The sequence below is a fragment of the Gardnerella phocaeensis genome (assembly GCF_048545075.1).
Taxonomy (GTDB): domain Bacteria; phylum Actinomycetota; class Actinomycetes; order Actinomycetales; family Bifidobacteriaceae; genus Bifidobacterium; species Bifidobacterium vaginale_J.
The window spans coordinates 134,765-147,848 of the sequence record NZ_JBKQXS010000001.1 but is presented as its reverse complement, the minus strand read 5'-3'; the positions used below and the strand labels follow the sequence as shown (position 1 = coordinate 147,848).

Below are 13,084 nucleotides of genomic sequence, written 5' to 3'. Positions count from 1 at the left end.
GGTATCTTGTTTTGGAATACGCTTATCAAGAGATGTGCGATTGTATTGTTTTTCTCAAATTATCAAGATTGTACACATTAAAGTGCCATACGCTAGCACTTTCCGTTGGCACACTCCATTCTTCGGTTTTACCATTAACAGTAAAGCGAATTATTTGAGTTGTTGGCTTATTTATAACTTCAAAATTAGTGAGTTGATTCCACGGAATGCGACGAAGATGCTTATCGTCTAATTTAGCTAGATTACCCGAGCCTAAAATGGCATTCGGATTAACAACAATAAACTCATTATTAGTGGCAGCGACAATACGCGCATCAACGCTTTGCGCTACATAGAATAATTTAGGTAATAAAAATAGTTTGATTAAATCTTTCCACCAAGGGTTGTATTTCATTGTAAATACATACGTTTTATCAATCGAAAGATTATGCTCTTTAAAGTACTTGACGATATCTTCTTCTCGTATGCCGCGCAAAGGATTAGTCATAATAAGCACCTCCTTGTGATTCTTGTTTTGTGAATTACCAACATACTAACGTTCAAATTTTATCTACACAAATAGGCGTACTTATTTTTAACGATAGTGCTTTTAGAAAACTTTTAAAAAACTTTTACTATTAGCAGTTTGTACGTTCTCAACAATCAACATTTAAGAATATTTCCGTTTTGGAACTATTTTTAAATAGAGGCGCACTTATGGAGTTGTCGTGGCAAAAATTGCAAAATTGTATCCTGCAGGATAAAATACTTTTATGGAGATACTTAAAACAGATGAGTATCGCAATTGGATGAAAAAACTTCGCGATACGCAATCTAAAGCTCGAATTAACGCGAGGCTGAGATTATGTGAAATTGCAGGCAAGCCAGTAGGTGATTTACATACAGTTTGCAATGGTATTAGTGAACTGCGTTTCACTTTTGGACCAGGGTATCGTGTGTATTTTGCACAAAAAGGCTCAAAACTAATGCTATTACTTGCTGGTGGAGATAAAAGTAGTCAAAGTAAAGATATTAAGCAAGCGAAGATACTTCTCTCACAATTAATTGAGGAGAAAAAATGGTAAATATAAGTAAATGGGATGCGAGTGAGTATCTTGAGAACGATGATGATGTTATTGCATATCTCAATGCCGCAGCAGAACTTAACGATCCTCGCTTGCTGCAAGCTGCTATAGGCGATATTGCAAAAGCTCGAGGCATGAAAGAGATTGCTCAAAAAGCTGAGGTTGGAAGGGAAAGCCTTTACAAAAGCCTAAGACGAGACGGCAATCCTAGTTTTCAAACTATTGCGAAGGTTGTTCAAGCGTTAGGTGGACGTATTGCAATAGAACCAGCAAATGTGTGACGCACGCAGTTATCATGGCAGTTTTTGCTAGATTTGCAATTTTTGCCACGATAACGCATGATTTGAGCGCTGCTAGTTTAGCGGAATAACAACATTGACCAGCCAAGTGTCATCATCTTTTTGCGCGCTTAAAGATCCACCTAAACATTCCACAGATTTTTTGTGAAACAGCAGCCCTTTGCCAAAAACAAGCCTTTCGCCAAACTTATTCAACGTCGAAATCGAATTCATGCACATTATTTTGCATTCGCGCTCATCAACCGTAACATTCATAGAAAAATCAACGCTAGTATTGCAATGCTTGCGAATATTAGTAAGCAACTCGCTGCACATGCTAATCGCACATTGAGCCTTTTCAGTACTAACAGTTGCAGATGCAGTAAAATCACCACTCCCCGAACTTTTATCAACCACTATTACAGAGCCATAGTACCCAAGCTGCTCACAAATTTGCCGTTCAGCCTGTAAACGCGCACGAATATTGCATAAAAAATCAGTCAAATTCATGCGATCATTGCTATTAGAACCATAAACGAACTGCGTGCTGGCAATATTTGAATCTAAAGAATCATCATACTTATGCTCAGCTTGCTCAAGCAGGCTGATAACAAGTCTCGCTTTGGAAAGTGCATTACGCGAATGTTCAATAATCTGCTCTAACGATTCTTTTGTATGTTCATTGTTCTCAGCATATAAAGCATCCGTTGCAAGCAACGTAATATCAGTAATCTCATTGTTCACATCGTCGTGCAATTGCAACGCAACAGACGCAATATAAGACTGGAACTTGCTTCGTACAATATTCATTTTTGCGCGATTATTTTCTTCCAACATGTTCAAATACTTGCGCAAAGCGTAACCGCAAATCATAGAAATAAGAATAAAACAAGGAAAAGTAAACGGAATATACGCCATTTTTGCAAAGTACATAATATTCAGCGAAACTATGTACACACAAAGCAAATACTTCCACGAATCGTAAAAGCCTGCAACAAACATGCTAGCAATCAACGAAAAAAGCACGCAAGTTGCATTTACGCCTGGTACTGCTAACGTTACGCAATACAAAATCGGAGTTACGAGTGATATTTGACGCGGAAAAGCAATCAAAAGAAATATTGCAAACATCCAAACGTATTGACACGCAGATTGTAATGGATTATTCCACAACCCAGCTGTATGGCAAAATTGCACATCCATTGACACTACAAGAATCGCCAATATTATGAATAAAGTTCGCTGAATTTTCCAGCTTTTAACCAACTCAATAACGCGCGAAAATGTTTTCATTAACATGCGCTATCCGTTTCTTGCAAAATATTCGGATGATTTTGCGGCAAATTATAAGCATATTGCATATTGCTAGTTTGCTCACGATTTTGCATTGCAGCAAATGCGGATATTGCTTGTACGCGATTAGAAACATGCAATTTTTTGTAAATCCTATGAATATGCGTGTTTACAGTGTTTGGCATAAGACCAAGTTGAGCCGCAATCTGATTCGTCGTGTAGCCTTTAGCAAGCAGTTCCATGATTTTTAGCTCTTGCGGCGGCAAAACGCTGCGCGACCTTGATTTAGAAAGCCTAATAAAAGATTCTTGCGGAGTAGCAAAATCGTAAGCAACATCTTTAACGCAACGGCAGCCATACACATTTTGATTATCGCAATATTGCAAAGCTTCTGCTAGTCCTTTGAAATTGTCTTTAGCAACCATTGCCTGCCCACCAACTTGCGCAACCATAGAAGCGTAGGATCTACAATCGTAAGAAGTCATACCAATTAAAATAATGTTATTGTTTTTCTCGCGAATTGCGCGTATTACGTCTACTCCAGACATGTCTTTCATTGACATATCTATCAAAATATAATCTGGGGTTGTTTTTGCTACTTGGCAATATTTCAAAGCTTGCACGCCTGATTTTACGCACCATTTGCACGCGTACTCACTCGGCAAAAGCTTGCTGAGCACGTTTCGCATAACCGCTAAAACTAGTTGGTCGTTATCTACTATTGCATACGTTTTTGGCATAATGGCTTTCTTGCAATCACACGCTACTTTTCTTATATTCTACTTTATAAACGCGCGCAAAGTAGGGCAAATTGTGTAGTAAGAAATGATTACAAGTACTGCGCGTAAATCATATGTGCTTATAATAAGTAACAATATGTGACTTTTAGTTGCGTTAAAATTCATCTTTAATAATGATTGCAGCAGGATTATATGACAAAACGATTAGTAGTATTGCACTCCGCAGAAGTAGCTGCGATGGCGCTTGCCTCAACAGCTGCTTTTATGCGTAGCTTTGGCTTTTTCGTTTTGTGGCTTGTTCTAGGACTTCTTTCTGTTGCATTGTATTCTTATGCATATTTTTTCTTGCGAAAAAGTGTTCTTGAAGGAAAAAACACAAGTAACGCAACTAATGCAAATGAAGCAAATAATACTGCAGAACTCGATAGCACTAACTCTAGCGATATAAGTAGTGACGTTAAGAGCATAGACAGCAACAAAGAAAGCATGGCTCTTACGCAAGAACGCAAAAAAGTCGAATTGCAAAATAAGCAAATACTTAGCAATTACTCAAATAATTTAACAAATATTATTACATGCTTTATTTGTGGGCTTATTCACGTTCCTTGGCTTTATTACTACGGAATTGCAAATGGCGTCTTAGCACTAGTGATTTTGTGGCGAGTAATAAAGCGCCCACAAGGTCACCCTACGGATCAAAGCGATTTTTAAAGAATTAATGCTTATTTTGCTTTTCTATTACAACGTTAAATCCTTTTGCAGCTTTGCGAAAATCTTCTATGCGATCTCCATAACCGTCTGCAATAATGGCGTCTTCTTTTACAACAAAAGAGCCATTTTCTAGCACAATATATTTTGTAAAGAATTCTTCTAATTGCTTAGCTAATTCATCAATTTCATCTTGTGAAAGCTCTTCGCTACTATTTTCCGAAAGTTTATCTTCCTGATTTTGAATTTGATTAATGCTATTTTCACTAGCGTTTCCTATTTTGTTTACGTTATCTTCTGGCAGCCAAGAGTTTATACCAAAATCACTGCTTACACTACCCATATTTGCGCTGTTCATGTTTGTATCTCCTTGTATTTGTAACGTATTTGCGCAACACATTTGTGCGTTGCTTTAAGTCTAATTACAAACATTTTCCGCGCAATCTTGAGTACTGAGTTTTGAGTACATCATATTGTTGCAAAGAATTGCAATATTTATACTAGAAATACAAAATACATACGAACGAGAAGCAATGTACGCGAATTAGCTACAATGCTCACAAACAAAACAGCAAATTGGAAGGGAAACAACTCATGAGCAAGGATTCTATAAAACTTATTAAAAAAACGCTTATTTGGATTCTTAAGTGGGCAGTATTTACAGCAGTTGAGTTCCTTCTTTTGTACGTTGCGATTATTTCTTGGAATCATGATTTTGCACAGTTCATGGACGAATACAGTAATGCGATTATTCCATTTATGGCAGCAACCGGAGCTATGGCAGCAACGATGATTCGCGACGAAGGCACTATTCTTGAAGTCAAGGATTAAGGTGGTTGTAGATTATTTTGCGGATTGAATTGAAGCCTCTTGGCGAGCAACGTCAAGAGCTTTATTGAATGCGTCGCTAGTCCAACTTGCTCCAGCAACAACCGAAATATGCAAATCTTTCAACGGCTTTCCAACGATTTTTCCTGGAATAGCCTTTGAGAATGCATCCATATGACCTCTTGAAATCGGCGTAAACGGATGAGGCGTCATTTGCACATCGCTAATATTCCCATTTGCAACGCTTAAGCGCACATCGAAACTGTCTTCTGCAACCGGACCATACGTAGCTTTGACTTTATAGTCACCATCTTTGTAATTGCCAGTATCAGTTTTAGATTGGTTTTTAGAATCCCCAGAATCCTCACTTTGCGCAGAAGACTTAGATTGCTGAGCACCAGCATCGTACTTGCCTGAAGGATTACCGCCATCATCCGCGCTTTGACCAGAGTTTCCTGCAAACTCGTCATTCATCGGCACAGCACTCGGCTCGCCGCAAGCAGAAAACATAGCAGACGACGCAGCTACAATCGCAAGCGCAGCAACGGTTTTCGTAACTTTTTTGGATTTCAAATCGTCGCGTGAAACATCGTGAAACATATTATCTGAAATCATAAAATCATCGCCCTCAAATCTTGTATATTTTAAAACCCACGCAACTAATCATCTAAATTCACTAATTTAGGAGACTTAGTAGGCTCATGGTCTTGCAAAGCCTCTGCAACGCTTTCATCAATATGCGCACTCGTAAACGCAGGCTTGCCGCCAATCGCCTCGTATGCTTTGCGAGCATCCTCGTTATTCCAACGCTCACCAACAAGTACACCGTGGTTGAGCATAATTTCGCGATCCGCGCACTGAGCTACCAAAGAATCGTGAGTTACAACAATAATCGTCGTGCCTTGCTTGTGCAGCTGCTTAAACAAGTCGAGCACAATCTGCTCATTTTTTTCGTCCAAATTACCAGTCGGCTCATCCGCAAGAAGCAACTTAGGGCAGTTGATAAGCGCACGAGCAACGCACACACGCTGCTGCTCGCCGCCAGAAAGCTGGCTTGGTAAATGGTGAGCACGATCCTTCAAACCCACACGATCCAAAGCATCCATCGCTTGAGCTTCGTCAACAACAGAATGATAGTATTGCGCAACCATCACGTTTTCAACTGCCGTTAAATGCGGAACAAGATAAAACTTTTGAAAAACTAAACCGATTACGTTTTTACGAACGTCAGCAAGTTGACCCGCGTTCAAATCCTCAAGTTTGCGTCCTTGCAAAGACACGGAACCCTTAGATGGCGAATCCATGCAGCCAATAATGTTCATTAGCGTGGTTTTACCAGAGCCACTGGAGCCAACGATTGAAAGCCACTCGCCTTCTGGCACAGTAAGCGACAAATCGTCAACCGCGCGTAGAGAGCCGTAAATCTTGGAAATATGATCCAAAGTCAACAGCATTTTTGGATTAGACTCCGTGCTTTCCAACTTATTTTCTATATTCTCTGTCATATTAAATCCTTAACTCAAATCCTTAACTCAAATCTTAAACAATCTCTAAATTTACGATTAAAACTATTCTTCTCGAAGCACAATCGCAGGGTCAATTTTTGAAGCGCGCAAAACAGGCGGCAACGCAGCAACGCAAGACGCAGCAACGCTAAATACAATAGAGAACACGACTAGCCACCAGTTCACACCCAAATCTCTCGAGAACACCATTGCAGCAAGCAAACGAGCAAACACATACCCTACCGCAGTACCAGCAATACCGCCAATGAAGCCATATAATCCAGCTTCAGCAGTAAACTCCACGCCAATACTCCGTGCGCTCGCACCCAAAGCTTTGCGCAAACCAATTTCATTTCGACGCTGCTGCACGATCGAAGAAATCGTAGTGCTCACACCAACCATCATCAGTACCAAAACAACTAGCGATACAATGCAGAACAGGCTGCGAAGCATAGTAATAATACCAGTGTCAGCAGCAGTAACTTTAGTAACTTGCTGAGCGCGCACACGCATAGAAGTCATATCGTTAATGCTTCTAACAACCGCATCAACGCTAGGTGCAGAAGACGAGTAAGCAATAACATCCGCACCACGCTTAACTCCCGTAAGAGAATTTACATCTGCGTTTAGCGCATATAGCATAGAATCCTCTGCACCGCCTGTGTCCAAAATGCCACAAACGCGGAAAGTTGTACCGTGAGTATCCATAATATCCGTTGAGACTCTGCCTTCAACGAGCTTTTGTTGAGAAGATTTTTGCGCAGACTGATCTGAAGAATTTGCAGCAGAATTTTGCGCTTGATTCTCTGCTGGCTTATCTGCAGACTGATTTGTAGACTTATTTGCAGATTCACTTGCAGACTGATTTGCAGACTTCTCCGCTGGTTTATGCGAGCCGGCAGTATTATCCGAAGATCTATACGCAATCGCAATACGAGAGCCTATTTTTAAGCCCATCGCAAGAGCTACATCTCGCCCAACCATAACATTGCCACTGCTAGGCCAAGAGCCGTCTACATTCCAATGCTTATTAAGCGACTTTACTGAACGAACATCTATTCCTGCTAAAACATACGGAGCTGCATTAATACGCACGTTTTCGTAACGATATGTAGCAGATCGCATAGCACCTTTTGCAAGAACCATATCGTTTGTGTGCAAAACCATTGCGCGATCAATACCGTTTTTCCACTCGCCCTCAATTGGAGTTACGATAATATTCGCTCCATACGCGCGCATTTCATCGCTCATCTGTTGAGGTACAACAAGGCAGATTGCAGCTAAACAAAACAGCGTAGCAGCACCAACAAGCGTTGCAATAACAGCCATTAGAGCACGCGATTTTCGACGAAATACCGCGCTAAACAGCATGGTTATAAACATAGAATTGTTGGAAGTCATATAAGATTTACCTGCCATGAAGCACCTCCGCAGGACGCACACTCAAAATCGAACGAATCGACGAGCCTGCAGCCGCAAGCACAGTCAACGCAAGCAGCACGAACACCAGAACAAATACCATCGGTCGGAACAAAATCGCAGAGCCGAACACTGTGAAACCAATAATCTGCGCCACTGCAAATCCCAAAGCCATGCCTAGTAACGCTCCACCAAACGCAATAACCGCAGTTTCCATAAGCATAAGACGAGCAACAGCACCATCACGCGCACCTAACGCCTTGAGTAAAGCAAGCTCGCCAGAACGCTCAGAAATTGAAGCAGCCATAAGATTCGCCACAGCAACAGCTGCAGCAATTAAACTCAACGCAGTCATCAAAACCATAACAGCGCGCGTCTTATTTAATACGTTACCCTGCAACGCTGCAACTTGACGAACCTGCTTTGCAACAGCTCCAGGAATTACCTCCTCAATTTGGTAAGTAATCGAACTCGGGTAAGCTGTGCAATACCAAGTTTCCCACTCTTCCTGGCTGAGAGCTGCCGGATTTTTAGCAGCCTTTCGCGCTAAATCATTTTCAGGAGTAGTAAGAGCCTTTACTTCAATCGAATCAACCTTATTCTGCTTATTTGCAAGGCTTTGAGCATCGCTAGAACTTGCGTAGATTGCGTTATTGTCGTCGTCGCCAGAATCGTATACGCCAACCAAGCGCAACGAAACCTCGCGCCCGTCACGAATCAAACGCAAATGCTGACCAATTTTTAACTGCAAACGCTCAGCTAGCTGCGCACCTACCATTGCTTCAGATTTATTATCTTTTGCCCAACGACCTGCATTAATCTTCCACCAAGAACGCAAACCTCTAACACCAACAACTGTTGTCTCCCCGGAAGCGAGCGCAAGTTTACGATTAAACCAAGTTCCAATAATAGGCACTACCAAATCGCCAGAAGATTTCACTTCAAGATTTGCGTGAACTTTTATTTTCGGCGCAAAATTAGTGATATTAAACGCCCAGAAAATCATTTTTATTTTTGCAGCGTCTGATTCCTTCAAAAAAGCAGTAGACTCGTGGCTTTCCGCAGCCTTTAAACTCCCAGAACTATTAGTATCAATCTGCTCGCGAGAAGCATACAAATCATTTACAACAGCGCTTGATTTTGGCTGAACCACAATATTTGAACCGTACGAGCTGAGCTCTGCGTTAATCTTGTCTCCAACGTCGTACACAACGCTAAGCATTGACACGCTAACGCACGCGCTTAAGCACACTACGAGCGCAATTAACACACGCTTCTTCAATTGCCGCACAAGAGATCGAGCAACCATGCGCATCATAAACATAGCAACTCTCCCTTACTTAAAATGCGAACTGAGCACGTCTAAATCAGCAGTATGAATTGTGATTTTGCCATGCCCAGCCTTATACGGGAACGGAATCGGATTGCAACCACCTTTAAAACCGATAGTTGCCAAATTAATTGCTACGTCGCACTTACGGCAAATAATCTTACCGTCTTTTTCATAGTAGCCTGCATCTCCACAGTTTTCGCAAGCATCCAAGCCAACGCCATACGCTCCACCATTCTTTTTAATGATTATAAAGCGCATAACAGTGCCGTCTTTTGCTTTGTATTGGAAGCGATGCAAATGACCATCTGAAACTTGAACGTAATTAATAGTCGCAACGCCATCGTGCAATTCATACGGTTCTGGAGGCGTAAGAGTTGGTTTAATATTCATAATAGATACGCCTACAGTAAGCGTAAGTATTACTGTGATAGCAGCCAAAAGAGCTGCGAGCGCAGACTTTCGAGATTTCCTTTTAAACGCTCGCTTCGTGCGAATTTCTGCAGCATTTTCACCAACTACAGCCGTTTTAAAGCCGATTATTACGGATACAGCAGCAGGAATCATAAACACGCTAATTTGCGCCATAATCATTAACGGAGCGTTATTAATTAGCCAAACAAGCACGCTGAAAGAAAAGTCATCCATATAAAGCAGAATGCTTCCTTGCATAATCTGCAAAAGTGAAGTTATGTGCTGCACTAGCAAAATAATCATGCTTAAAACTACAGCAATTTTGAAAGAAATCGCGTTAGATGTAGTGCGCAAAGAACGAACCATAAGGCTTAAGCAAATAGCAGCAATAACGCCAAGTACAAAACCCAGCGCGCGAAGCAACATGTCTGATGTAAAAGGCGGAGTGCTTGAATCTACGAAAATAGTAAGCTGCAAAATAACATCTGGCAAAGCATAAAACACAGTAAACGCTAAGCAACATGCGCCAATCACGTTACTTATGTGCATTAAAAGCGGGCAATTACGCCAATTTCTTACTATTTTGCGTGAAAAAATAACCACAATAATTGCAGCAATATCAAGCGGAACTGCAATGCACAAAGCCGGCATATTAATAAAGTTTCGCTGATTAATTACTACAGATGCGCGAAGTATAGCAAAAATAAGAGCTGCAACTGTGCCTGCAGACAGCCCATACAATCTCCAACGTGCACTTAGAGGCTTATCTCGCCCCTCGCCAACAGTAAGCGATGTGCTTAATCCCATTGTGAGTAGCGCAAGAGGGAGCAGCCCAGGCATAACTGCCACAAACAGTCTGAGCATAACTCCCTCCTTTGCTATTACTTATTATTTACTAAAATTATTAATTAATCGCTAATTATTAACTAGCTATCACTACCACTGACGAGGAGTGTACTTCCAATCGTCGAAGGTTGCCTTAATTGGCTCAGTCCAGAAGCGACCGGTTACGCCGGTAGCAGGATCGACGTGAAGCATCCAACCCTTCTTTTCTGGGGATTCAATAGAAAGCAAGAGCTTGTATTTTCCAGCTTTGTCAAGCTTAACGTTTGCACCGTAGTGAGGACCGTCGGAAGCATTCATCTGCATGAAAGTACCCTTGCCAACGGATTCACCGCTTGCCGTATCGACAATCTCATAATTCACAGTCAAATCTGGAATGAACTCGCCTTTACCGTAGCCAAGCTTGGCGCCTTCCTTGTTTGCGTGAATATCGGCTTCAAGGTGGAAGCTAGCCTCGCTTGCCTTCAAACCCATGCCGGCTGGGAGCATATCAACTGGCTGGAAGTATACGGCACCAATAGTAAGAGGTCCAATGTTCTGATCTTGGTGAGGACCAACTGGAACCTCCTCAAAGCCCTTATCGCCGCCCTTGTCATCAGCCTTGTCATCAGCCTTGTCGTCAGCCTTCTGCTCGGTTGCTTGTGACTTAGCATCAGTCTTAGCTGAATTGCCATTAGAACCGCAGCCAGCAAGAGCAAGCAGTCCAGCAAGAGCCAAAGCTGCAATTGCCATCATTTTATTATTCTTCATATCTAACCTTCTGTGTTTGTTGTTAGTTATTTTTATTTAATTGTTGTTATTGGTTGTTTATTAATTATTTACTAGTTGGTTATTTGTTGTTTTGCTTATTTATTTTCTATCGCGCGTTTCCCACGACTTCGCGCAATAGATACGCAAAGCAGTGAAATCACAACAATTGCTGCCACAATTTGAGCAACAATCGTCTCAACATACGGATAGAACCCAAGCCAATCGTTAGTTGGCAAGCCTTGAATATACATTCCTTCGAGAGCGTCGCCCTCGATTAACGCGTGCACACCACCGCCTGCAAAAATCACTACGAGAACAGACATAAGAGCACTTGTTCCAGTAAAGAATGGGCGAATTGGTATGTGCACAGATGCGAAACGAATTAGCAAGAATATCACTACAAGAACTGCAGCAGCGGAAATGAAGCCTCCCCAAATCATAGAGTCAGCTCCGTTTGAAACTGCAAAGATTGCTTGATAGAAGATTACAGTTTCAGCACCTTCGCGGAACACCGCAAGGAAACTCAATAACGCTAAAGAAACCAAGCTTCCCTTAGAAACTGCTGCCGTTGTTTGCTCACTAATATACTTATTCCATGCTTGCACTGAAGATCTAGAAATCATCCAGTTACTCGTGTAAAGCAGCATAAGCATTGCGAACAATGCAACAACGCCTTCTGTAATCTCCTGCTGCGGACCAGAGCCATTAAACAGCAATCCGAATAGTGCAGCTACAGCGAGAGATGCCACAATTCCAGCCGCAATACCTAGGTAAATATACTTCACCATATTCTTGTGACCGGATTTAACAAGGTAAGCAATAATTGCTGCAACAACTAGCAACGCTTCCAAACCTTCACGAAGCAAAATTACGAAAGCTTGACCAAATGAGCTAGTTATGAATTGCATAAATGGATTTGCGCTTGAAGATGCACCTTTGTCTAATTTTGCTGCATCTTCAATAAGCATCGCTTTAAGATCCGTTACAAACTTTTTAGCTTGCTCAATAGTTCCGCCATTGTTCATTGTTTGGCGGCACTCTTTGAATTGATATTCGACAGTCGAAACGCGACTTCCGCTTATTGCATTCATCACGTTCTTCTCGAAACCGAGCTTTTCGTAATACTGGTAATAGGCTTCGTTAATTAAATCAACTGCGGCTGCTACTTGAGTTTTATTACCTTTTGCAGACTTGTATTTTGCAACAGATTTGTCGAGAATAACATTCATTTCTCGAGCAACTTGACCCCACGTACGACCATTGCGTCCAAGGTTTTTCTTTTTTGCAGCATCTAGCTTTTTGCGCTCTGCTTTAATTTGCGCACGCAACTTTTGTGCATAAACATTTGGCTTATCCACTTTTGAGTTGGCATCTAGACTAGATGCAGTTTGTGCAACATCCGCTGCAAGAGCAGTTGAAACAGCACTTATTTGCGAAGTTTGATTTTGCTGGTATACAAGCGTTTGCAGCTGCTGGAATTGATCAGTTTGTGCTTGAACTTTATTCTGCCCGATTGCATCTCGCACAACCGTAATCATGTTAGAAGCAACGTAAACTGAATTGTATGCTGCTTCAAATCGAGTTGCAGCTCCAGAATTATTGCCACTATTGTATTCTGATTGACCTTGTAGCAATTCATTGTTAATTGCTTTAGAAACTTCTGTCCAGCTAGTATACGAACGATCTGCATCTGTTGCAAAAGCTGGAATAGTTGTAGCAAACGAGCTAACTATGCAACCTACCAACATGCACACAGCCAGAATCAGTGCAGCCGAGTCACGAATAATTCGGCGCACTTTTACACACGCGCGCATAACATCTCCTCGCGTTCTTCCGCGTCTTCTTGCGATTCCGCACTTCTCACGCGTTTTACGCCTTTTGCGTTAACGCATTTCCTGCATATCTACGCGCT

At 41.6% G+C, this 13,084-nt stretch carries 15 protein-coding genes; 4 read left to right on the top strand and 11 right to left on the bottom strand.

Annotated elements, in window-relative coordinates; translation table 11 throughout:
- Nucleotides 1–25 precede the first annotated feature (25 nt).
- A complete protein-coding gene (locus ACJV2T_RS00635) occupies nt 26–487 on the bottom strand; it encodes a hypothetical protein (protein ID WP_415683232.1) in 462 nt (153 codons plus the stop codon).
- 265 nt (nt 488–752) lie between these two features.
- Here ACJV2T_RS00635 and ACJV2T_RS00630 point away from each other — a divergent pair, with 265 nt between their 5' ends.
- Together ACJV2T_RS00630 and ACJV2T_RS00625 are read left to right on the top strand one after the other, a co-directional pair.
- Nucleotides 753–1,064, top strand: coding sequence for a type II toxin-antitoxin system RelE/ParE family toxin (locus ACJV2T_RS00630; RefSeq protein WP_415683231.1), 312 nt, complete (start codon nt 753–755; stop codon nt 1,062–1,064).
- Nucleotides 1,058–1,345, top strand: coding sequence for an addiction module antidote protein (locus ACJV2T_RS00625; protein WP_004114268.1), 288 nt, complete (start codon nt 1,058–1,060; stop codon nt 1,343–1,345). Before ACJV2T_RS00630 ends, ACJV2T_RS00625 begins: the two co-directional genes overlap by 7 nt.
- Nucleotides 1,346–1,417: 72 nt before the next feature.
- On the opposite strand, the gene ACJV2T_RS00620 is transcribed toward ACJV2T_RS00625, so the two are convergent.
- Nucleotides 1,418–2,641: a histidine kinase gene (locus ACJV2T_RS00620; RefSeq protein WP_419398855.1), complete on the bottom strand. Its 1,224-nt coding sequence runs from the start codon at nt 2,639–2,641 to the stop codon at nt 1,418–1,420.
- Entirely contained in the window at nt 2,635–3,375 is a 741-nt protein-coding gene (locus tag ACJV2T_RS00615) for a response regulator transcription factor (protein WP_419398854.1), read from the bottom strand. Before ACJV2T_RS00615 ends, ACJV2T_RS00620 begins: the two co-directional genes overlap by 7 nt.
- Before the next feature lie 192 nt (nt 3,376–3,567).
- Between ACJV2T_RS00615 and ACJV2T_RS00610 the strand changes: the two genes are divergently transcribed.
- Nucleotides 3,568–4,086: a hypothetical protein gene (locus ACJV2T_RS00610; RefSeq protein ID WP_415683228.1), complete on the top strand. Its 519-nt coding sequence runs from the start codon at nt 3,568–3,570 to the stop codon at nt 4,084–4,086.
- Nucleotides 4,087–4,090: 4 nt separating this feature from the next.
- Here the strand turns inward: ACJV2T_RS00610 and ACJV2T_RS00605 are convergent, their stop codons facing one another.
- Nucleotides 4,091–4,441 (bottom strand): hypothetical protein, encoded by a 351-nt coding sequence (locus ACJV2T_RS00605; RefSeq protein WP_419398853.1) that lies wholly within the window; start codon nt 4,439–4,441, stop codon nt 4,091–4,093.
- A 236-nt stretch (nt 4,442–4,677) separates the two neighbouring features.
- Between ACJV2T_RS00605 and ACJV2T_RS00600 the strand changes: the two genes are divergently transcribed.
- Nucleotides 4,678–4,914 carry a hypothetical protein gene (locus ACJV2T_RS00600; protein WP_419398852.1) on the top strand — a complete coding sequence of 79 codons (237 nt, stop codon included), beginning with the start codon at nt 4,678–4,680 and terminating at the stop codon, nt 4,912–4,914.
- Nucleotides 4,915–4,926: 12 nt separating this feature from the next.
- Here ACJV2T_RS00600 and ACJV2T_RS00595 read toward each other — a convergent pair whose 3' ends face one another.
- The 7 genes from ACJV2T_RS00595 to ACJV2T_RS00565 form a co-directional block, all read right to left on the bottom strand.
- Nucleotides 4,927–5,526, bottom strand: a complete 600-nt coding sequence (locus ACJV2T_RS00595; protein WP_415687480.1) for an FMN-binding protein — start codon at nt 5,524–5,526, stop codon at nt 4,927–4,929.
- A 44-nt stretch (nt 5,527–5,570) separates the two neighbouring features.
- Nucleotides 5,571–6,416: an ABC transporter ATP-binding protein gene (locus tag ACJV2T_RS00590; RefSeq protein ID WP_419398851.1), complete on the bottom strand. Its 846-nt coding sequence runs from the start codon at nt 6,414–6,416 to the stop codon at nt 5,571–5,573.
- 63 nt (nt 6,417–6,479) lie between these two features.
- Nucleotides 6,480–7,835 carry an ABC transporter permease gene (locus ACJV2T_RS00585; protein ID WP_419398850.1) on the bottom strand — a complete coding sequence of 452 codons (1,356 nt, stop codon included), beginning with the start codon at nt 7,833–7,835 and terminating at the stop codon, nt 6,480–6,482.
- On the bottom strand, nt 7,825–9,159 hold the full coding sequence (locus ACJV2T_RS00580) for an ABC transporter permease (RefSeq protein ID WP_419398849.1): 1,335 nt from the start codon (nt 9,157–9,159) through the stop codon (nt 7,825–7,827). Before ACJV2T_RS00580 ends, ACJV2T_RS00585 begins: the two co-directional genes overlap by 11 nt.
- 12 nt (nt 9,160–9,171) lie before the next feature.
- The gene (locus ACJV2T_RS00575) at nt 9,172–10,443 is read right to left on the bottom strand and encodes a Fe-S-containing protein (protein WP_419398848.1); all 1,272 of its coding nucleotides are present in this window, start codon (nt 10,441–10,443) and stop codon (nt 9,172–9,174) included.
- A gap of 72 nt (nt 10,444–10,515) precedes the next feature.
- A complete protein-coding gene (locus tag ACJV2T_RS00570; protein ID WP_419398847.1) occupies nt 10,516–11,172 on the bottom strand; it encodes an iron transporter in 657 nt (218 codons plus the stop codon).
- A 95-nt stretch (nt 11,173–11,267) separates the two neighbouring features.
- Nucleotides 11,268–12,986 (bottom strand): FTR1 family iron permease, encoded by a 1,719-nt coding sequence (locus ACJV2T_RS00565; RefSeq protein WP_419398846.1) that lies wholly within the window; start codon nt 12,984–12,986, stop codon nt 11,268–11,270.
- Nucleotides 12,987–13,084 lie beyond the last annotated feature (98 nt).

Bases quoted from the DNA above. Each gene is read 5' to 3' on its own strand.
- ACJV2T_RS00615 (WP_419398854.1), bottom strand. From the start codon at position 3,375: ATGCCAAAAACGTATGCAATAGTAGATAACGACCAACTAGTTTTAGCG.
- ACJV2T_RS00620 (WP_419398855.1), bottom strand. From the start codon at position 2,641: ATGTTAATGAAAACATTTTCGCGCGTTATTGAGTTGGTTAAAAGCTGG.
- ACJV2T_RS00630 (WP_415683231.1), top strand. From the start codon at position 753: ATGGAGATACTTAAAACAGATGAGTATCGCAATTGGATGAAAAAACTT.
- ACJV2T_RS00590 (WP_419398851.1), bottom strand. From the start codon at position 6,416: ATGACAGAGAATATAGAAAATAAGTTGGAAAGCACGGAGTCTAATCCA.
- ACJV2T_RS00565 (WP_419398846.1), bottom strand. From the start codon at position 12,986: ATGCGCGCGTGTGTAAAAGTGCGCCGAATTATTCGTGACTCGGCTGCA.
- ACJV2T_RS00595 (WP_415687480.1), bottom strand. From the start codon at position 5,526: ATGATTTCAGATAATATGTTTCACGATGTTTCACGCGACGATTTGAAA.
- ACJV2T_RS00605 (WP_419398853.1), bottom strand. From the start codon at position 4,441: ATGAACAGCGCAAATATGGGTAGTGTAAGCAGTGATTTTGGTATAAAC.
- ACJV2T_RS00575 (WP_419398848.1), bottom strand. From the start codon at position 10,443: ATGCTCAGACTGTTTGTGGCAGTTATGCCTGGGCTGCTCCCTCTTGCG.
- ACJV2T_RS00585 (WP_419398850.1), bottom strand. From the start codon at position 7,835: ATGGCAGGTAAATCTTATATGACTTCCAACAATTCTATGTTTATAACC.
- ACJV2T_RS00625 (WP_004114268.1), top strand. From the start codon at position 1,058: ATGGTAAATATAAGTAAATGGGATGCGAGTGAGTATCTTGAGAACGAT.
- ACJV2T_RS00610 (WP_415683228.1), top strand. From the start codon at position 3,568: ATGACAAAACGATTAGTAGTATTGCACTCCGCAGAAGTAGCTGCGATG.
- ACJV2T_RS00570 (WP_419398847.1), bottom strand. From the start codon at position 11,172: ATGAAGAATAATAAAATGATGGCAATTGCAGCTTTGGCTCTTGCTGGA.
- ACJV2T_RS00580 (WP_419398849.1), bottom strand. From the start codon at position 9,159: ATGTTTATGATGCGCATGGTTGCTCGATCTCTTGTGCGGCAATTGAAG.
- ACJV2T_RS00635 (WP_415683232.1), bottom strand. From the start codon at position 487: ATGACTAATCCTTTGCGCGGCATACGAGAAGAAGATATCGTCAAGTAC.
- ACJV2T_RS00600 (WP_419398852.1), top strand. From the start codon at position 4,678: ATGAGCAAGGATTCTATAAAACTTATTAAAAAAACGCTTATTTGGATT.